The following is a 19,358-nucleotide window of genomic DNA, read 5'->3' as shown; positions in this document are numbered from 1 at the left end:
TCAAAGGAGTTATGAGATGAACTACAAATTGATTGCCCTGGATGTCGACGGAACTCTGCTGAATGACGATCATGTACTTACGCCGGGGACGGCTGAAACGATTAGAAGGATTGCGGAGCAAGGGACGGAATTCGTACTATGTACCGGTCGGGCCCCCGTCAATTCGATTCCTTTTATGCGGGAAATGGGTTTGAACGGATACGTCATTACGCATAATGGTGCGGCAACGGTGAATGTGCAGACCGAGGAGATCGTCCACGAATTCGCACTGGAACCACAAGGACTGGACCGTTATATCGATTATTGCGTGGAGAAAGGCGTGCATTACGATATAAATACGACGTTCGACTTGTATGTGCCGGGAGCGTCCGGTCTCAGCAAGGAAGCGTTGGATATGTACCATTTGTATATGATGGAGCCGAAGGATCTCCCGAATTGGGCAGACTTTAGCGAGCCGATCGTAAAAATGACGATCACGGCCGAGATGAAGGAGCTGGATGCCATTCATTCGGACTGGAATCTTTGGCCGCAGGAGTTCAATGTGTTGCGGAGCGGCGACTTTTTTATCGATATTATGCATAAAGAAGCTTCGAAAGGAGCCGCACTGAAAAAGCTCGCCGAAAAGCGGGGGATTCCGGCGGAAGAAGTCATGGCGATCGGCAATTATTACAACGATTTGACGATGTTGACTTTTGCCGGGCTCGGGGTAGCTATGGAGAACTCGCCGGTGGAAGTCAAAGCGGCCTCCAATGACATCACGGCATCCAACAACGAAGAGGGCGTTAAATTGGCACTGGAAAAATATTGCCTCGGCCAGTCGGTAAAATAAATGTTTAAAAAACCGCCGGAGATTGAACTCCGGCGGTTTTTTCGTCCCTTTTGTTACAGGACCCAGGCACGGGATACGATAACTAGCAAAATGAAAAGCACCAGAATTGCCCCTGTCGAAGTGAAGCCACCGCCATGAATTTCACCCATGGTTATTCCTCCCTCATTTACGGATCAAGATCCCGGATGTTAGCGGGATACCGTATTGTATGCACAGGGGGGAAAACGGTATGGTCACCGGCCCTTCCGCGTGATGATTTAGGAAAAAGCCCTGCGTCTTCAGGCTTGATAATTTTGTCGGGAGCCGGGTTTCATGAAACTTTCAAACGGTTTATAACGTCTTAATAAAGTGCTTTTAAATTCGATGTCTATAATTATGCTGGAGGTCATAGTCATGATATGTAAATCACGATTATCGCGTTTATGTATTGTCGTTTCCATCGCCGTTTTAACGGCAATCACAGCCGGATCACTTTCGTCCTCGTCTGCCATAGCAGCTGGGAGCGTCAAACCGGCTCAGTCATCAAGCGAAATTAAGGTCACCATGAATGGAAATGAATTCCAGCCGCAGTCCGCACCCTACGTCAAGAACGGTACCGTATTTTTGCCGTTGCGGGATATTGGCGAACTGCTCGGGACCGTCGTATTCTGGAGTTCCTCTTCCAAAACAGTGACGATGACTTATCCGGAACTTACGGTCGCGCTCCATTACGGCTCGGGAAAAGCGACCATAAATGGCAAGGACCAAAGCTTGGCGGCGACTCCGGAGATGATCAAAGGGCGGATTTATGTTCCTTTGCGTTTTTTGTCGGAAGCGACCGGTGCGAAAGTAAAATGGAATGCCAAGACTCAAACGGTGAGCATTACCCATTCGGATAATTTCGTCAAGGGAGGCGGGGTCAACACCACCGCTTGGGTGAACCGCTCGACGGGTGAATTGTATATCGCCCATCCTTACGAGCAATCTCCGGTTTTAGCAGGGAAGGTTAATGCAGATTTTCAGGAATATGTATCGATCAATTCATTCATTACAAGTTCGGGAAGCATGATCTTGGGGATTTTGGATAATTACGGGGAACCGCATATCCATTACGGAGTCTACGGGATTCTCGTCCACGACAATAAAATCGTCGCCCAGAAAAAGGCGAGCTATTCCCAGCGTTACGAGGAAAACGCAATTTATTATCAATATCTGGAAGCAAGCAGCAACCGGTACGTCGAGCGTTCCTTGTTGACGGACGGACAAACGCTGAGCGTTTATGATACCGAGGGGAACGAGGTAGAGACTTACAACCTGCCTGAATTGGCCGGCAAAGACGAGACCTATGCAGTACTGGGGGCCGGCAAAGATTATATCGTCGTCCGGCCGAACGGGACGGGACTCCTGACGGTGATTAATCTGAAGGACAATTCCTCGGTGGAACTGGCTGAAAAGCTGCTGACCGGTGACGATCTGGAGTATGCCCAGGGTAACGATGTCCCTTATCGTGGCGATGAACTGAAGTTCCTGGGTTTGGATACGGCTACAGGTCTGCTTGGATTCAGCTACGTTAGCCCCTTTGACAGCAAACAGGAAGTCCAATTGTTTTCGTACAACCTGAAAACCGGGGAAACGGGAGTCATGGAGCGCTAAAGCAGGGCGAGTTTGAATATCGTAAGGTTATAGGAAGGGGCGTAAGCACGACGGTGTGCTTACGCCCCTGTTTTTATTAGGCCGCCTAGACAAACAGCAGGGCAGGATGGTCCTGGTCCTGGCGAAAACCGGCTTTATCCGGGTTGCCTTAGACCTTTGGGCAAGTGATTTTTGAGCTGCCCGCCACTGGCCTTGCCCCAGCCGAGCGGAAAGCCTTCTCCGCCGCAGACGAAGGCGACGAGGCACCAGCCGCGCAGGCTGTCCGGCACGGGAAGGGCTTCCCCGTGCAGATAAGCTTTGACGGCCGGGGAGTCTGCGTCGTTCAAGGTCCAGACGCGGGCAGCCTGCCAGGCCTTCACAGCCATGGCCAGCGCATGGGCGGGCTCAAACCGGCCTTTGCGGTATTCGCCAAGTTGAAGGCCGGCCCGGGGGATCTTTAGCCCGGACAGGTGATCCGCAGTCAGGACCAGCCCCTCGCTGCGCGGCAGAAGATACAGCGCTTCGCCGAACAGAATCGGCTCGCCTTCTCTTTGGAAGCCGGGCAGCGCCTCCGCCGCAAACTCGCGGAACGCCGCGAAGGCAGCTGCGATATCGCGCGCGGCGGAGCTGTCTTTGCCCCCGCGTCCGCCTTGGCGTCCAGGCCGCTGCCGCTTTCCGTCCGCCTCGTTTGCGGCGCCTTCAGCGGGTTCGCGCTCCAGCAGGGCAACATAATGGCCTTCGCCCTCCTGCAAATGCGGCCAAACCCGTTTTTCGTCTATGAGCCTCAGGCAAGGATATTCCGCAAGAAGCCTTCTGATTGTATCTTCGTTTTCGCGACGGTTGAACGTACAGGTGGAGTAGGCTAGCCGTCCGCCCGGCTTTAGCATGGCGACTGCATCCTGAAGAATGTCCCACTGCCGTGCGGCGCACAGTTCCACCGCCTCCGGCGACCATTCCGAAACGGCGTCATGGTCTTTGCGGAACATGCCTTCGCCTGAGCAAGGGGCATCGAGCATGATCTTGTCGAACGTCAGCGGAAACCGGGCGGATAACTCTGGCGGAGTGGCCTGGGTAACCACGGCATTGGCAATTCCGAGGCGTTCCACATTTTCGGCAAGAATCCGTGCGCGCTGCGGATGGATTTCATTGCTGATGAGCAGACCCTCGCCGCACATTTTAGCGGCGATCTGCGTCGTTTTCCCGCCCGGGGCTGCCGCCAGATCCAGCACGGTCTCTCCGGGCTGCGGATTTAGCAGCTCGACGGCCGACATGGCCGAGGGTTCTTGAATATAATATAGTCCGGCGGCATGGAAAGGATGTTTGCCCGGACGTTTCTTGTCGTCATAATAGAAGCCCGAACCGCACCACGGAACAGAGCGGAGCCCGAACAACTCAGAAATAACGCTCGATGCAGTGGAATCCGGGCTGATTTTCAACGTGTTGAGACGCAATCCGTAAGTCCGCGGCTGTTCATAGCTGCGAAGAAATTGCGCTCCTTCGGCTTCGCCCAGCATGGCGGTGATCGTGCCGCGAAAATGTTCTGGCAAAGATGGTTTGGTCATGAATGGTTGCTCCTTTTTGGACGATAACTATGGCCTGGTTGTCCCTTTCGCAGTTTATCATATCCTTTTTTATTCTCAAAAGGGGAATGGATGTTCCGTCCAGCCTATGGCATAATGGAGAGGCAAGCGGTTCATCCGCAAAATTAGAAAGAGAAGAGCAAAGGAGAACCCTTATGAAGCTGCTGCAAGCCTTGTTTTTCCCTCCAGAACAGCCCGGAGGCGTATCGTCGATGATCCCGTATTTGCAAGACCGGTTCAATCCTCCCCATTGGGAGATGGAGCTGTTCTCTTTACCCAAACGGATTCGTTCCAAGGGGAGCGGGCCCGTTGAATTTCAAACGTTCGATTGGCATGAATTCGAAGACAGTCCGATCGTGCAAAAATATGTGCAAACGTACCGGGATTATCTCTGGTGGACGAGGCTGCGGCTACAGCGGTCCTTCGATCTGATTCACGCCCATCACCCCATCGCGGGCCTCGCGATGAAGGAGGCGTTCCCGGAGACGCCGGTGATTCAGAGCATTCACTCCAGCTATGAGCGGGAACTGATTTTGAACGGCCGCATCGCGGAGAACGGCCCGGAGCACCGTTTCCTTACTTGCCTGTACAAAGAACTGGAGCACAAAACCGACAAGATGTATACGGTATCGCAATCCTTTCGCGAATATTTAAGTCCCCATGTGATTCATCCCGAAAATATCGACGTCATCCCCAACGGTTTCGACGAGAAACGGTTCAAACCGGTACCGCATGAAAATGAAGTAGCCCAATTGGTGACGGTATGCCGGCTGGTTCCGGCGAAAGGGATCGACATTTTACTAAAATCTTGCGCGGAGCTTAAAGCCCGCGGCTTGTCCTACGTCCTGCATATCATCGGTGACGGACCGATCCGAAAGGATCTGGAGGAGTTGGCCCAGCGGCTGGGCATTTATGAGGAGACGATATTTTACGGTTATACATTACATCCAGAAGAATTCATGCCTTTCTTTGATATTTTCGTGCTTCCTTCCCGAGCGGAGGCGTTCGGCTCGGTGTTTGCCGAGGCCGCGCTTTGCAGTTTGGCTCTGGTAGGCACGGAAGTCGGAGGAATCGCCGAACAGATCATCGACGGATCAAACGGCCTGCTTGTTCCGCCGGAGGATCACGTCTCGCTGGCGGAAGCGCTGGAAAAAGTGATCGTCGATCCCTCTTACCGCTATGAGTTGGCCAGATCGGGGTCGGATTTCGCTAAAAATCATTATTCCCTGAACCGCGTTGTTCACGAACTGAAAAAAACGTATCTGCAATTTGATCGATGAAAGAGTGAATTTTATGACTGCATTTCGTTTCATCCATGCCGCCGATCTGCATCTGGACACCCCGTTCACGGGCATGTCCGGATTGCCGGACCGGCTTCGCCGTCACCTTCAGGAGTCCACCTTCGCCGCCCTCGGCGATTTGGTGGACCTTGCCGTGTCCGAGTCCGCCGATTTTCTCGTGATCAGCGGGGATGTCTACGACGCGTCCGATTCATCGCTCCGGGCCCAGCTCCGGCTGAAGGCGGCTTGGGACAAGCTAGCGCAGCACGGAATACCCGTGTACGTGATTCACGGCAATCATGACCCGCTCAGCAGCAGCCGGCTGCGCCTTTCCTATCCGCCGAATGTGACCGTCTTCGGGGGCAGCCGGCCGGAGAGCGTAACGGCGGTGCGCCGAAGCGACGGCGTGCCTGTCGCCGTTGTCAGCGGGATATCGTATCCGACGGCCTCGGTCACGGAAAACACATCGTTGTTGTTTCGCCGTGATCCCGATTCGCCGCTTTATCATATCGCCATCCTGCATGGCAATGTAGACGGACAGGAAGGCCATGATCCTTATTCCCCTTGCTCGCTGAGGGACTTGCAGAATTCCGGGTACGATTACTGGGCGCTGGGGCATATTCATAAGCGTCAGATTCTGAGCCAGTCCCCGTGGGTGGTTTATTCGGGCAACCTTCAGGGGCGCAGTTTGAAAGAAACCGGCCCGAAGGGCTGCTATCTCGTTGACGTCTCGGAAAACGGAGAGGCATTGCTCAGTTTCCGCGAACTGGATCATGTCCGTTGGACGGAAATGGACATTCCAATCGAAGACCTTGCGACTGAAGAAGCCTGGAAAGAACGGGTGGAGGAGAAGCTGGAGGAAGTAAGGGACTTGAGCACCGGAAAGACCGGCATACTCCGGTTCACGTTTACCGGACGGGGACCGCTCCATCCCATATTGCAGAACGGACGGGAGGTCAGCGAACTGCTGATGGAATTGCAAAGGCGGGAAACGGCACGCATGGAGAATGATCCTTCGCTGCCGCTCCATGCCGCAGTGTGGCCGGCCGGGTTCAAAGTAAAGACGGGCATGGATATCAACCGGGCACAACTGGCGCAGGAAGACAGTTTCCTCGGCGAACTGCTGAGGCTGGGGGATCGTGCGGCAAGCGTGCCGGATCTCCGGGAAGACCTGGTATTATCGGCGCTCTCCCCCTTGATGGAGCAACGTTATTTGCGCGGGATGATGAAGTCGATGGATTCGGCGGAAATGCTGGATTTGCTGCAAAGGGCTCAGGAATTGGCCTCCTCCCTGCTGAGCGAAGAGGGGCCCGGGGGAGGGAACGGCACATGAGATTGGAGAAATTGCAAGTCAGCGGGTTCGGCCATTTGCACGGGCTTCAGGTGGAACTCGAAGGTCCCGTAACCGTGCTATACGGGCCGAATGAAGCGGGGAAAAGCACGCTGTTGGGCTTTGTCCGTTCCATGCTGTTCGGAATTCCCTCCCGGACTTACGGAGCACAGCGCTACGAACCGGTCGGGGGCGGCTCGCATGGCGGAAGTCTCGCCATCCGGGGCGATGACGGAATGAAGTGGCTGATTGAACGCTACGCCCAGCCGCCGGAGGGAGTCTCGCCTTCGGGTGCAAAGGGCGACCGGTTGCGAATTACCCGGGCGGGGGAGGACGGGCAGCTGCATCAGCTATCGCAGGAGGATTTGGCGCGGGAACTGCTCGGCGGCATGTCCAAGGAAATGTTCCGCCAGTTGTTCGCCGTTTCCCTAAGCGAGCTGCAGGAAGTGTCGGCGCTTCAGTCGGAGGAAATGAGCCGCTTCCTGTTCCACGCCGGTATAGGCGGCGGAGCCGCTGTACTGCGCGGGGAGAAAAAACTACTCCAGGATATGGACAAGCTGTACCGCCCGCGCGGCAGAAACCAGGAGATACCTCAGCTCTTGCAGGGTCTGGAACGATTGGAGCGCCAGGCCGAGGCAGCAAAATCGCTGCTCCCGCGCTACCGGGAGGTGCAGAAGGAGCTCGAGGAGGCGGAGGCCGGGCTTGCGGTGGGCGAAAGTGAGTTGGCCGTACGCAGCAGAGAAAACTCACGGCTGCGAAAGGCGGTCGAGCGCCGGCCTGATTGGCTGCAACTGGAGGCGCTACGGATGGAGCTGGAGCAGCTGCCGGAACGCAGCCCCTTTCCCGAGCAGGGCCTGTCCCGTTGGCAAGCGCTGCAAGAGGAGAAGGAGCGTCTGCGGCTTGCCGCTGCCGAGTCGATGCGACGAATTGCCGCTTTGCAGGCAGAGCTGGAGTCTGCAGCTCCGAAGCAGGACGTACTGAAGCGTGAAGGAGGCCTGCGCTCCCTGGCCGTACGGTTGCCCGCCTATGAGAGCGGGCTTCAGGAACTAGCCGGGCTCCGGGCGGAAGCGGAACAGATGCAAGGCAAGCTGGCCCAGGCCCTACGGAGCATACATCCCGGCTGGACATCCGAGGTGTTGCGCGGCTTTGCGGGAACCGTGGGCGAAAGGGAATCCGTCCGTCAGTTTATGAGCCGGTTTCAAGCTTATGACAAGGACATGGATCTATTATATAACGAACGGTTCAAGCTGGAACGAGAGGCGGCTGCGCTTGAATCTTCTTATATTCAAGCCAAGGAACGGATTGATGCGAGCGCTGCGGACGGATGCCGGCAGTTTGCCGCCCTTGTACCACAGGAGCGTGCGGAGATCAGGCGGCTGTGGCAAGAGATCCGCGATCTGCTTGACCGCTGGCGGGCGGCATCCGCTTCCAGGCTGGAGGGCCGGAGAGCTGCGGAAAGTGAAGCAGCTGCGCAAGCGCGGGTTCGCTCCCTTTACCAAAAACTGCTCGGCGTAACGGCCTTGCTTACGATCCTGCTCCCCGCCGTACTGTGGCTGACGGCGAAATCCGGCTGGGGCGCCTTACTTACCGGCATCGTTCTTCTCGGCTTCGACGGCTACCTGGCGCTTGAATTGTTCTCGGGCAACCGGAAAAAACGGGACACCCGTCGCCGCGGCGTCACCAGCGGCGCCGGATGGCCCGCTTCGACCGCAACGTCCGAAGAGAATGGACTCCGCGAACTTTTGCCGCAGCTGATCGGGCATGCCGAGACGGCGGCGGGCCTATCGTCTCCAGGATGGACCTTGTTCGAATCCGAACGCTGGGACGAGGAAGAACGTGCTCTGAGAAGACTGATGGAGAATTGGCAGCTTTGGGCTCAGCGCCATGAAGGACTTGAGGTGCAGGCAGGCGAATGCAGGTACAAGGCTGCCGGAAAGGCAGAGGAACTGGAAGGGCTGGAGCGGGAGCTATCAAGGAAGGAAACGGTCTTCAATGAAATGGCGCGCGAATGGGAAAACTGGCTGCAGGAGCGACACTTGCCCGGCGATTTGTCACCGGAAGCGGCGATGGATGTGTTCCGACTCGCCGAGCAGGGTAAAGACTGGCTCGGCAGACTGGATGTTTTGTCCGCGAGGATATCTGCCCTACAGGAAGAAGCCGACGATTTTGAGCGGGAATGCCGCGAACAGACCGGGGATGCCGATGCAAGGGAAGCTACTTTCCATGCGCGGTCTGCGGCAGGCGCTTTCCGCACGGCCATGGCGGAACTTGAAATCCAGCTTGGTTTGAAGTCCCGGCAAGAGCGGATTTTGGACAAGCGAGTCCCGCTGGAGGAGGAGCTTGGCCGGACTCAGGACCGATTGGCTGCCGTTCTGGCCGCCGAGCATCATTTGCTTGAAGAAAGCGGCGCTACGGACGGAGAAGCTTATTTGCGTTACGGAGCCGAAGCCGAGACCAAAGAAAAACTCCGATCCGGCATCAGACAGGCTGAGCTGGCTTTGTTCGGTTCGTTGAATGAGGAACGCAAACAGGAATTCGAGGAATTGCTGCGCGGCCTGGATGAGGAGTCATTGCTCCGGTCCGCCGATGAGGCAAGGCGCAAGCTGGAAGAATCGGAGCATGGACGTCAACAACTGCAGGAGCGGCGCGGCCGTCTGCTGCAGGAGCAGGAGAGCCTGGAAGCGCGCGGCCTGCAGGAAAATATGCAGCAGCAGCTTGCGGAACAGCAGGCTGCGCTGGAAGGCGCGCTGGATCGTTATGCAGTGATGGCCGTCTGCCATGAGCTGATTTCCCGGGTCCGCAAAATTTACGAGGAAGAGCGTCAGCCCGAGGTACTTCAAGCCGCTTCCGGTTATCTGGCGGAAATGACCGGGGGAACTTACCGGCGGATTCTGATGAAGATGGGAAGCCAGGAATTGATGGCGGAACATCGGGATCACGGCCCGATCGGCAGTGCCTACTTAAGCCGCGGGACGGCGGAACAGCTTTATTTATCGATGCGACTTGCCCTTTCCGGCGCTGTTTCCGGTCGGGCCAACTTACCGATCCTGCTTGACGATCTGTTCGTCAACTTCGATGCCGGACGGCTGGCAGGTGCGCTGTCGGTATTGAAGAACGTTTCCGAAAAGCATCAGCTGATCATGATGACGTGCCACGCTCATGTGATCGAAGGCGTCAAATCCAATTTTCCGGAGGCGCAAATCATTGCTATGGCGTAGCTTGGATTTTAGTTTGCTTGCTATTGCCTTTTGCTTTTCCGGTACATGGCGAGCATGACCGCCCAAAGCAGGCTGAACAGGCCGAATACGGGATAAAGGACGGACAGCAGCGCGCTGAAACCGAACTGGCTTGTCACATAACAGATCAGCAAAACGATGATGGAAATCAGTTTGGGGGAGAGTTTCAGCCGCTGTTTCAGTTGCAGGGTTACTCCATAAATATCCGCTACGAACGTGCTGAATATTTCCATAAAAATGAGCACGATATAAATAAGCTGGATCGTGGTTCCGAGCTGCTGCGCTATGTTTCCCATGGGTATTTCGAATTGCTGGATGCCCGGCATGGACGCGGATAAAGCGAAATGGCCGGCCATCAGCATAAAGCCGACGCCAGCGCCGCCGAGCACGCCGCCCCAAACAATGGTCCTGCGGCTGTCCGTATGGCTGCCGATGGGGACTAGAACAGCCTGGGCCATGGACAGATTAAAGGCGGTATACATAAACGGGGAGGCCCAGGCGGCAAGCACGCCGTTGTCGCTGCTTAACGTGAGAAACCGTGACGCACCCGGGGATCCGGCCGTATTCGAGATGATGGCGAGCGATAGCGTGATCATCATCGGAACAACGATGGAGTTCAATTTCATGACGCCGCCGATGCCTCGTCCGAGCAGAAGGAAGGTCCCGATGAGCGTAATCCACAGGCCGATTTGATAATGCATGCCGAAATGCTCCATAAACACGGAGCCGGCCCCGGCCAGCATCACGCTGTTAACGCCGATCAGAACGATTAGGGTGAACAGGCTCAAGCCCTGTCCGATCCGGTCGCCGAAAAGCTTGCGATTGAGGTCCTCATAAGATTCGGCTTTGATTTCCTGGGCGAGCAGCATCATTTTGGTGCCAAGCCAGATAAACAGAACCATGGACAACAGGATGGTCAGAACCCCCCATTTCCCGTAACGGGTAAAGAATTGAAGGATCTCCTGGCCTGTCGCAAAGCCGGCGCCGACGACGGTACCGATATAAGTGAAAGCGATTTGCATAACTTTTACGGCATTTTTCATGGTTTTCCCCCCGGCCGATGTGCTATATATAGTACAAGGTATGTTGTCCGGGAACGGGACATGACTCAAACCCTAAATGAGATCAGACCGGGAGGAAATAGATATGGATACATTAAAACAAAGAATCGTGGAGCAGGGCGTCGTCGTATCGGATCAGGTATTAAAGCTTGATGCGTTGCTTAACCATCAGGTGGATCCGGGCCTCACGATGGAAATGGGCAAACAATTTGCCGAACGCTTTCGGGATGACGGAGTAACCCGGGTCGTCACGGTCGAATCCTCCGGGATTGCCGTCGCTTTTGCCACGGCCTATGAATTGGGGGTACCGCTCGTATTTGCCCGACGCAAAAAAACGCTGCTCGCCGAGCCGGATATGCTCTGTGAACGGGTGCCGTCCTTTACGAAAGGAATCGTGACGGATATTTTGATTTCCCGTGAATTTATTTCGCCGGAGGACCGGATCCTGTTCATCGACGATATTATTGCAAACGGCGATGCAGCCAGAGGGCTCGTGAAAATCATCGAACGTTCGGGCGCGGAACTGATAGGAGCCGGGATCGTGGTCGAAAAATGCTTCCAGCCGGGTGCTAATGCGCTCCGTGAGCAAGGACTTCGTTTGGAGTCGCTCGTGAAAATCGCCTCGCTGGAGGACGGAAAGATTATTTTCGCCGAATGAAAACGCATCAGAAAATTAATTAGTTCCAATTTTGCAACAGTTCTTTGCAGGCCTCTTTTTTTTCGTTATAATGAGGATTACTAGGGAGAGGAGGCTTACAAAATGGGGAGTGAATCTGTAGTAAACCCGGAATTTTTCATTTCAAAATTGTCCGAAGCCAAGGTTACTTTTGAACGTGCCCTGGACTGCAAACATACGGAGTTTGACGACCTTTATCCCTATATGCTTGAGCATCCCCAGTTCTTCTGGTATAAGCGCTATGTGGCCTGGTCACAGTTGCTGACGATCGCAGGACTATGCGAGGAACTTGGTGTTGCCTGGGAAGAGGAGTTCAGTGCTCAGCAAGTCAGTTACTTGCAACAACGGGTCATGTCCGCCAAAGTGCTTGATTTCTGGTTTGAGAAGAACGACAGCAAGGAGCATGCACAGCGTTAAAGGGCTGCCTGAGGCAGGTCAGTTATTGCTTTGTTGCACGATAAGTGGTTTTGCCGGAAAGTTAAGGGAAATCAAAAGACTCCGTCAGTTTGCTGCGGAGTCTTTTTTTGGATTAAGATATAGGCAGATGTCAGGAGGGGATGAATTACGATGATTTCCGATGAGCAATTGAATGAATTTCGGCTGTCCGGCGAGAAGGTTCGCGTAGTGCGTGATTCGATTCCCGAGAATGATGTCAGGGGCATCGTCGTTGCGTGGGATGATACTCATGTGCTGATCCGCAAACCGAACCGGAATGTAGTTAAGCTGGATCGAAGTTATAGTTACAGTCCTTCCCGGGAGCCGAGGGTTTTGCCGGAGGAATAGCATATTTTTGGCCCGGCGGGACAACGTAGTAAGGTAGAAAGCCAATCCCTTGCAGAAAGGAAGCTACCTTATGTCACTAGTCAGCGACAAGATCAATGCTTATAAAGATCAGATCAGCCATTACGGAGAAGCGGTTCCAGGTGCAACCGAGGCTTATCATGCCTTTACCGGAGAGAGCTTTGGCGACGGAGTGCTCAATGCGAAAACCAAGCAACTTATCGCGCTCGGAATCGCGCTGTCCACAAACAACGAAGTGTGCACGTATTATCACGCCTCAGAGGCCAGATCCAAAGGAGCGTCCGAAGCCGAGCTTCTGGAGACGGTAGCCGTTGCCTCGGCAGCACTGGCAGGAAATGCTTTGTCTCAGGGCGTGATCCGGGTTCAGGAAGCCTTGGGCGAACCTCCGGTTCATTAGGTTTGGCAATACCAAATCGTACTCAAGAATAGGATGTAGAAATTCTACAATTGCAGGTTCAAAGTATACCCCTGCCGGGATAAAGTCCGGGTTGATTACAGGGGTATTTTTGTGATCAATGCGATTCGGAGATTAAATTGGGGCCTTTCTATAATTTTGTAGAGGGTGGTAAATTAGATGGAGATCGCAATGTCAAAAATACATACGGAGGACGAAGTTTCGTCCCTTGTGAATTTGGCCTCTGGAATATGGCATGAGTATTATGTCAGTATTTTATCCAATGAGCAAATTGACTATATGGTCGACAAGTTTCAGTCCAAGACGGCTATGACGGATCAAATCCAAAATCAAGGATATGAATACTATTTCATGAACGCGCACGGGAAAAATGTTGGATATATAAGTATAAAGCAGGAGGAGGGCCGGCTTTTTTTAAGCAAATTTTATATTCAAAAAGAACACCGGGGGAAAGGCTATGCCAGTCAGGCGATGGAATTTCTGGTGGGACTATGTAAACAGCGAGGGCTTGGCTTAATTTGGCTTACGGTCAACCGGTACAATGACGACACGATCGCGGTTTATTCGAAAAAAGGCTTCAAGGCCGTGCGCACGCAGGTGGCGGATATCGGGAACGGTTACGTCATGGATGACTTTGTGATGGAAAAAGAGATCCAGTTGGCGTAAGGAAGGACCCTATCCCATAAGGAGAAGGTTTTGAGTGGAGCCAAGGCAACTCTATTCTTTAAAAATAAAACCAAAACACCTCTCATGCAAGCCAAATGCTTATGCTTGAGAGGTGTTTTGCGTTTGTCAAATTCGAGGGGCGCTGGAGTAAACTATTGCTAAGAAGGATAAACGCGGATTTCGACGATTTCCGCTCGCGGGCTTCCGTTTGTCGCTTCAATCATCAGTTTGAGAGAGGTCGCCGAGATCGGACTGTCAAGCCGATGGATGTTTTTGCGTTTCCGGTTGTTTCTATGCTCAGCAATTTCTACGGTTCCTGAAGCCGTGTTGGCCACGATTCGGTAATCTTTCACGAGCTCCGGCATTACTTGAAACGGTGTACGGTGATGATGCAGGTTGATCAGATCCTCATTGACATCGTCCTGAAAAGTAAGATGAATCTCCCGAATAGGCACCTCCTGATCCCATTGCAGCTCGATCCAAGCGGTTTCTCCTTCGGCCAGTGCTTCGGATACCCAGCAGTGCGGTCCGCCAAAAGGACGGTTGAACCCATCGGTCACCTTGCCGGGATCCAGGGTATGGCCCGTGGCCAGGCGGAAGCAGAGAGGGCGCCGGGCGTAAGGAGCCGCACTCCACTGTTGGACAGGCTGGGGAGGCTGCTGGTCCCCGTATTCGGCGGATACGATGGGCGTCGCCCCTTTTCGGAAGCACAGCACACCGGTTAAAGGCTGGGCCGATGTATACAATGTAACATGAGGATTGGCCTTAACTACGATAAAGGCATTGCAAGCTTCCTCCGGAGTCCAATCAAGCGGAATGGGAACCCATGTGCGCTCACCGGGAATCAGCCGGATTTCAACCGTTTGAATCCGTTCATGGGGAACATAATTTTCTTTCCTGCCCGTATGATACAGCTCGGCAGTCAATACTGTGGTTTCGGAGCAGCCTGTTAGAAGCTCCAAACCCGTCAGGCGGCCGTCGACCGGAACCAGGATGCCGTGGTCCGCCTCCAGCGGAATCGGATCGATTGGCCCGGACGGCGCATAAGCGGTGAGCGTGGAGGAGGCGTAGACGGTCGCTTTAGGCGCCAGGTCATCGGGATCATCGGCCCTCAATCCGATGATAGAGGCATCCTGGCGGAGCAGCGTCTGCTGCAATTCGGATAAATGGCGCTGCCCCAGCTCTCGCGGCGTTACGGAGTTCGCCGCGCACAGCGCCGCGGCTGTCCCGGCCGCTTCCCCCAATATGGCACAGGTGGCCATCACGCGCGTTGTCCCGAAAGCAACATGGGTAGCGCTGATGTTTCTCCCCGCAAACAGGAGATTGTTCACGTTGACGGAATAAAGGGAACGGTAGGGGATATGATAAATCCCATCCGCAAACCAATGTTTGGAGCCTTGCTCCTCCGCGTAGACCCCGCCGGGGGGATGCAGATCGATCGACCAGCCTCCGAAAGCAATCCGGTCTTCGAAGGGCCGCTGGGTTAAAATATCCTGCTGCGTCAAGGTGTAATCGCCAATGAATCGGCGGTATTCCCGCTTGCCGGGCAGGCTGCCGATCCACTCCAGCGTTAGGTTTTCGGCTTCGAATTTACCTGAATTTTTAATATAATCCCAAATTCCGTAGATGACCGCCCACAGCTCATCCCTGATCCGCTCGTTGTCATGGACCGTATCCAGTTCGCCTCCCCATTCGATCCACCAGTAGGCGCATCCGTTATCCCCGCTGCGAATGATGCGCCGAAGCGGGATGGAGGTTTGGGTAATATCTTTAGCGAATGAAGGGGGAATAAAGCGGACGGGTTCTCCGGCGTCCTTCGTATAGAACAGCAGCGTGCTCCCAAGCGTGATATCATCCGCCGCTTCCGGAGCCCACGGTTCATTGAACTCGGCCCTTGACTCGCGTCCGATCCGGTATTTGGCCCCCGCAAGCGCACCAACCAATCCGTCACCGGTACAATCGAGGAAGAGACGGCTGCGAAATTCAATCTTCCGTTCGGAGCCCATCATCCAGCCGGTGACACTATGAATGTTCCGTTCATCCTCCGGGCCTTCGGCATGAACTTCATGGACATCCGTATTCAAATAAAGCGAAAGATTCGGCTCCGCAAGCACCGCCTCCAGGAGAGTCAGGTCCCATAAATAGGAGTTCCCCTCCATGTTACGGATCTGGTTCTCCAAGAACAGTTCTCCCATGATTCCCGTTTCCCGGGCATACCGGTTTACCCCGTGCCCGGTTGCGCCGCAAACCCAAACCCTCACTTCGCTGCTGGAATTCCCGCCCAAGACCGGACGATTATGAACCAGCGCTACGCTTTTCCCCATCCGGGCCGCGGCAATGGCGGCACATAAGCCCGCAAGGCCGCCGCCGATGACGGTTATATCCGTTGTTACGGTTTCAATTCTCATTCCAATGGCTCCTTCCTTTTACAGCACAATAACTGCCGAAGCATGATGCAATTTGTCTTTAATTTCATGATAATAAATTCGATTTACTTTAAAAATAGCCTGAATTACAATAAATATATCCATAATTTCAGAAAAGGGGGAAGCGAGGTGGAGGGAGGAGGCGTATCCGTCACAGGATACCGCTACTGGGAGCTTAAGCGTACATTTGCCTTGGCGAAGGATCAGAATGAGGACTGGATTATGTTTGCCTTGGAAAGCGGGAGCATTTCCTTTGCGGTCGGTTCGGAAACAGGGGAAGCTGGAGGAGGAGAAGCGGTAATCTGTCCGCCAGGGGTATGGCTGAAACGCAAAGTCCTTAAGCCGGTTACTTTTCATTATGTCTCTTTTCGGGTCAACGGGTTGCCAAGCTCCGCTCGGATTCCGGATTTTTTTGCAGAGAATGATATGTTTCGGGTTCTTGCCAACCGCTGCCATATTCGGTTTACAGACAGGGAACGTTTCTTCTCGAATCTGCGGATGATGAGGGAGGCGGACAAAGTGGCGAAGGATCAAGCGGAGCGTTGGCGCAATTATTGCCTTGGTGATTTATGTGTACAGTCCGTCTATCAGGAACTAAAAAAATCCGTTGTTCCGGCCTCGGCCGATACATTAATGGAGCGTGCCTTATCCGAGCTGAGAAGCTTGGCGGACGCCCCGTTTGAAATTAGACAGGTTGCTTCCCGCTTCGGAATGACACCGGTTCAGTTCATAAGGCGCTTCCGTAACGCCACCGGTCAGACCCCGCTAGAATATGTGACCGCCTTACGAATCTCCAAGGCCTGTCTTTTGTTGGAGGAGACGGAGGAAACACTTGATGCGATAGCCGAACAGTGCGGGTACGAGAGCGGATTCTATTTGAGCCGGGTATTTTTGAAACAAAGAGGCATCCGGCCTTCGGAGTATCGTAAGACCTACAAAGTGTAAATTTGTGCACTCTATTCTATAGATTTGTTGACGGAAGTTTCCTCCCTCATGAACTACAATCATAGAAGAATGGTTGCTAAAGAGGATGGGGGGAATTCTTTTGATACAAACCAGGCAGGAGAGTTACGATATTGTGGTTTGCGGCGGAGGTTTGGCCGGATTTAGCGCCGCTGTGGCTGCCGCGAGACTTGGATCCGCGGTATGTCTGATTGGGGATCGGCCCGTGTTTGGAGGGAACAGCTCTTCGGAAATTCGCGTAACCCCGCACGGAGCGGCGGCTTTCCACGCGTATGCGCGCGAGACCGGCCTTATTTCCGAACTGTTGATCGAAGAACGAGCCGCCAATCATGAGACCATCCGCGAGAATGGATGGACCAACAGTGTTTGGGATTTGACCTTGTATGATATGGCCGTAAGCACACCGAATCTTACTTTTTACCTGAACACTACGGTAACCGGAGTGCAGATGGATGATCCGCGGAGTATTCGTAGCCTGACGGCAAGGATTGCCGGGGCGGAGACGGAGTTGATCATCTGCGGGAAAATCTTCTTGGATTGCACGGGAGATGGTGTCGTAGCGGATGCGGCCGGCTGCGAATGGAGATGGGGATCCGAGAGCAGGGAAGAATTCGGAGAACCGCACGCGCCACGGATCGCTAGCGGTGCCACCATGGGCAGCTCCATTCATTTTAAAGCCCGGGATATGGGACGTCCGGTTTCTTTTAAAGCGCCGGAATGGGCGGTGAGATATGAAGATCCGGCTTTTTTCGCGGATCAGGGCAGACATTTCTATGAACTGGAATCGGGTTATTGGTGGATCGAAATCGGGGTACCCTGGAATACGGTGTACGACCAGGAAGAGATCCGACATGAGTTGACGCGGCACACGCTGGGCATTTGGGATTACATCAAAAACCGGGATCCGGTCTTGAGGGAGCGTGCCGCGCATTTGGCGTTGGACTGGATCGGCCAGATTCCGGGCAAACGGGAAAGCAGAAGGATCATGGGGCGTTATCTGATGACCGAACACGATCCGGCCGGCAAGACGGTGTTTCAGGATGAAATTGCTTATGGCGGGTGGTTTATTGATCTGCATACGGCTGGCGGGCTTCTTGCCGGCAGTGCGGAGCCTTCCAGCGCGGAAGGTTACGCCGAAACGACGGAATACGCGGTCAAAAGCTACTGCGGTCCTTACGGTATTCCGCTTCGCATCTTGATTGCGAAGGATGTGGACAATCTGATGATGGCGGGCCGCAACGTTAGCGTCACGCATGCCGCCTTGGGAACGGTTCGCGTCATGTCGACTACCGCGCTCATGGGGCAGGCTGCGGGAACGGCAGCGGCCATCGCTCTGCATGAGGGTATCCGTGTGGCGGACGTACCGGATCGTTGCATCGGAAAGGTGCAGCAGCAACTTCTTCGCGACGGCTGTTTTCTTCCGAATGTCCGGGGCCGAGACCCCGAGGATTTGGCAAGGATTGCAGGTGTGACGGCCAGCAGTTCGGAACCGGTGCAAGGAGCCGGGCCGGAAGGCACGGATACGACCGGCGGCTTCATCCTGGGGAGCAAGGAGGAGCGGCAGCGGGCGGAGGAACCACTAAACCACCGGCGCGGCCAGTGGATTGCCGTCGGTCCGGAAGGCATCCGCTCCCTGTCGGTATGCTTAAGCAATGGCTCTAACACGGAACAAGTCGTGACCGCCGAGCTTGTTGCCGTGGATCATTTATGGGATTACCGCAGCCAGGGATCGGCCGGAATCATGCAAACCGAGCTTGTCATACCACAGGGGAAAAGACAATGGATCTCATGGGATCTAGCTCCGGCGGAATCCGCACTATTGCAGCCGGGGCGGTACGTCCGCCTTGATCTGCATCCTTGCCCCGCGGTGGAGTGGCATATGGCAGGAACGGTGATCCCCGGGCATACGTCCGCGTATGAAATGGGCAGCGGGCGTATGCGCCGCTATCGGGATGGCGGTACGCTTAGCTTCAAGGTGAACCCGCCGCAAAGCTGTTTCCAGCCGGAAAATGTGCTTTCGGGAATCACTCGTCCTTATGATTACACGAATCTGTGGCGTTCGGATCCGGCGAAGCCGTTTCCCCAGTGGGTCGGGCTGGAATGGGAACAAGCCCAATCCGTCGGGATCGTCGAGGTGACTTTCCCGGGCCATTTGTTCCGGGAATACCATAACTATCCTCCTTTCTATCGCGATCCCCAAACCGCGCGGGATTACAGTATTGAAGTCCGGGATGGCAGCGGTTGGAGGGAGATGGTTCGCGTGGAAGGAAACTATCAGTGTAAAGTTCGCCACAAGCTGTCCGAGCCGGTAACCATCGACGGACTTAGGTTAAACATTCTAGCAACCTGGGGGGACCCGGCCGCAGGAGTGTATGAAATCCGCTGTTACAGGCCGTAATTCAAAAGTACGTTCTTTCCTTCTCCGCACCTGTGTTACACTAGGTCTAACCGCAGCTGGTTAAAGACAAGGCAGGGGGAATAAGT

At 54.4% G+C, this 19,358-nt stretch carries 16 protein-coding genes; 12 read left to right on the top strand and 4 right to left on the bottom strand.

Features of this window, described 5'->3' with window-relative positions:
* Positions 1-16 precede the first annotated feature (16 nt).
* Entirely contained in the window at positions 17-829 is an 813-nt protein-coding gene (locus tag DFP94_RS09600) for a Cof-type HAD-IIB family hydrolase (protein ID WP_114496245.1), read from the top strand.
* A gap of 53 nt (positions 830-882) precedes the next feature.
* Here DFP94_RS09600 and DFP94_RS25705 read toward each other — a convergent pair whose 3' ends face one another.
* Positions 883-978 carry a YjcZ family sporulation protein gene (locus tag DFP94_RS25705; RefSeq protein ID WP_220270905.1) on the bottom strand — a complete coding sequence of 32 codons (96 nt, stop codon included), beginning with the start codon at positions 976-978 and terminating at the stop codon, positions 883-885.
* Positions 979-1,222: 244 nt separating this feature from the next.
* Between DFP94_RS25705 and DFP94_RS09595 the strand changes: the two genes are divergently transcribed.
* On the top strand, positions 1,223-2,461 hold the full coding sequence (locus DFP94_RS09595) for a copper amine oxidase N-terminal domain-containing protein (RefSeq protein WP_181873084.1): 1,239 nt from the start codon (positions 1,223-1,225) through the stop codon (positions 2,459-2,461).
* Between the two features lie 134 nt (positions 2,462-2,595).
* On the opposite strand, the gene DFP94_RS09590 is transcribed toward DFP94_RS09595, so the two are convergent.
* Positions 2,596-4,002 (bottom strand): RsmB/NOP family class I SAM-dependent RNA methyltransferase, encoded by a 1,407-nt coding sequence (locus DFP94_RS09590; protein ID WP_114496243.1) that lies wholly within the window; start codon positions 4,000-4,002, stop codon positions 2,596-2,598.
* 173 nt (positions 4,003-4,175) lie between these two features.
* On the opposite strand from DFP94_RS09590, the gene DFP94_RS09585 reads away from it, so the two are divergent.
* From DFP94_RS09585 to DFP94_RS09575, 3 genes are read left to right on the top strand one after another with little or no spacing between them, the layout of a single operon-like run.
* A complete protein-coding gene (locus tag DFP94_RS09585) occupies positions 4,176-5,300 on the top strand; it encodes a glycosyltransferase family 4 protein (protein ID WP_114496242.1) in 1,125 nt (374 codons plus the stop codon).
* A gap of 13 nt (positions 5,301-5,313) precedes the next feature.
* The gene (locus tag DFP94_RS09580) at positions 5,314-6,633 is read left to right on the top strand and encodes a metallophosphoesterase family protein (protein WP_114496241.1); all 1,320 of its coding nucleotides are present in this window, start codon (positions 5,314-5,316) and stop codon (positions 6,631-6,633) included.
* A complete protein-coding gene (locus DFP94_RS09575; RefSeq protein ID WP_114496240.1) occupies positions 6,630-9,848 on the top strand; it encodes an AAA family ATPase in 3,219 nt (1,072 codons plus the stop codon). Before DFP94_RS09580 ends, DFP94_RS09575 begins: the two co-directional genes overlap by 4 nt.
* Positions 9,849-9,868: 20 nt before the next feature.
* Here DFP94_RS09575 and DFP94_RS09570 read toward each other — a convergent pair whose 3' ends face one another.
* A complete protein-coding gene (locus DFP94_RS09570) occupies positions 9,869-10,909 on the bottom strand; it encodes a YkvI family membrane protein (protein WP_114496239.1) in 1,041 nt (346 codons plus the stop codon).
* Positions 10,910-11,012: 103 nt separating this feature from the next.
* Between DFP94_RS09570 and DFP94_RS09565 the strand changes: the two genes are divergently transcribed.
* From DFP94_RS09565 to DFP94_RS09545, 5 genes are all read left to right on the top strand, one after another.
* On the top strand, positions 11,013-11,585 hold the full coding sequence (locus DFP94_RS09565) for a xanthine phosphoribosyltransferase (RefSeq protein WP_114496238.1): 573 nt from the start codon (positions 11,013-11,015) through the stop codon (positions 11,583-11,585).
* A gap of 102 nt (positions 11,586-11,687) precedes the next feature.
* The gene (locus DFP94_RS09560; RefSeq protein ID WP_114496237.1) at positions 11,688-12,020 is read left to right on the top strand and encodes a hypothetical protein; all 333 of its coding nucleotides are present in this window, start codon (positions 11,688-11,690) and stop codon (positions 12,018-12,020) included.
* Positions 12,021-12,170: 150 nt separating this feature from the next.
* Positions 12,171-12,386: a hypothetical protein gene (locus tag DFP94_RS09555; RefSeq protein ID WP_114496236.1), complete on the top strand. Its 216-nt coding sequence runs from the start codon at positions 12,171-12,173 to the stop codon at positions 12,384-12,386.
* A 70-nt stretch (positions 12,387-12,456) separates the two neighbouring features.
* On the top strand, positions 12,457-12,801 hold the full coding sequence (locus DFP94_RS09550; RefSeq protein WP_114496235.1) for a carboxymuconolactone decarboxylase family protein: 345 nt from the start codon (positions 12,457-12,459) through the stop codon (positions 12,799-12,801).
* Between the two features lie 177 nt (positions 12,802-12,978).
* Entirely contained in the window at positions 12,979-13,485 is a 507-nt protein-coding gene (locus tag DFP94_RS09545) for a GNAT family N-acetyltransferase (protein ID WP_114496234.1), read from the top strand.
* Positions 13,486-13,643: 158 nt separating this feature from the next.
* On the opposite strand, the gene DFP94_RS09540 is transcribed toward DFP94_RS09545, so the two are convergent.
* Positions 13,644-15,893 (bottom strand): FAD-dependent oxidoreductase, encoded by a 2,250-nt coding sequence (locus tag DFP94_RS09540; protein WP_114496233.1) that lies wholly within the window; start codon positions 15,891-15,893, stop codon positions 13,644-13,646.
* A 147-nt stretch (positions 15,894-16,040) separates the two neighbouring features.
* Between DFP94_RS09540 and DFP94_RS09535 the strand changes: the two genes are divergently transcribed.
* Together DFP94_RS09535 and DFP94_RS09530 are read left to right on the top strand one after the other, a co-directional pair.
* Complete coding sequence (locus DFP94_RS09535) at positions 16,041-16,856, top strand: helix-turn-helix domain-containing protein (RefSeq protein ID WP_181873083.1); 816 nt, start codon at positions 16,041-16,043, stop codon at positions 16,854-16,856.
* Between the two features lie 100 nt (positions 16,857-16,956).
* On the top strand, positions 16,957-19,272 hold the full coding sequence (locus DFP94_RS09530; RefSeq protein WP_245954661.1) for an FAD-dependent oxidoreductase: 2,316 nt from the start codon (positions 16,957-16,959) through the stop codon (positions 19,270-19,272).
* Positions 19,273-19,358: the final 86 nt, after the last annotated feature.

Origin of the sequence: Fontibacillus phaseoli, assembly GCF_003337355.1 — a bacterium.
GTDB classification, from domain to species: Bacteria; Bacillota; Bacilli; order Paenibacillales; family Paenibacillaceae; genus Fontibacillus; species Fontibacillus phaseoli.
The sequence above is the reverse complement of the archived record's forward strand: the minus strand, read 5'-3'. Positions and strand labels throughout refer to the sequence as shown.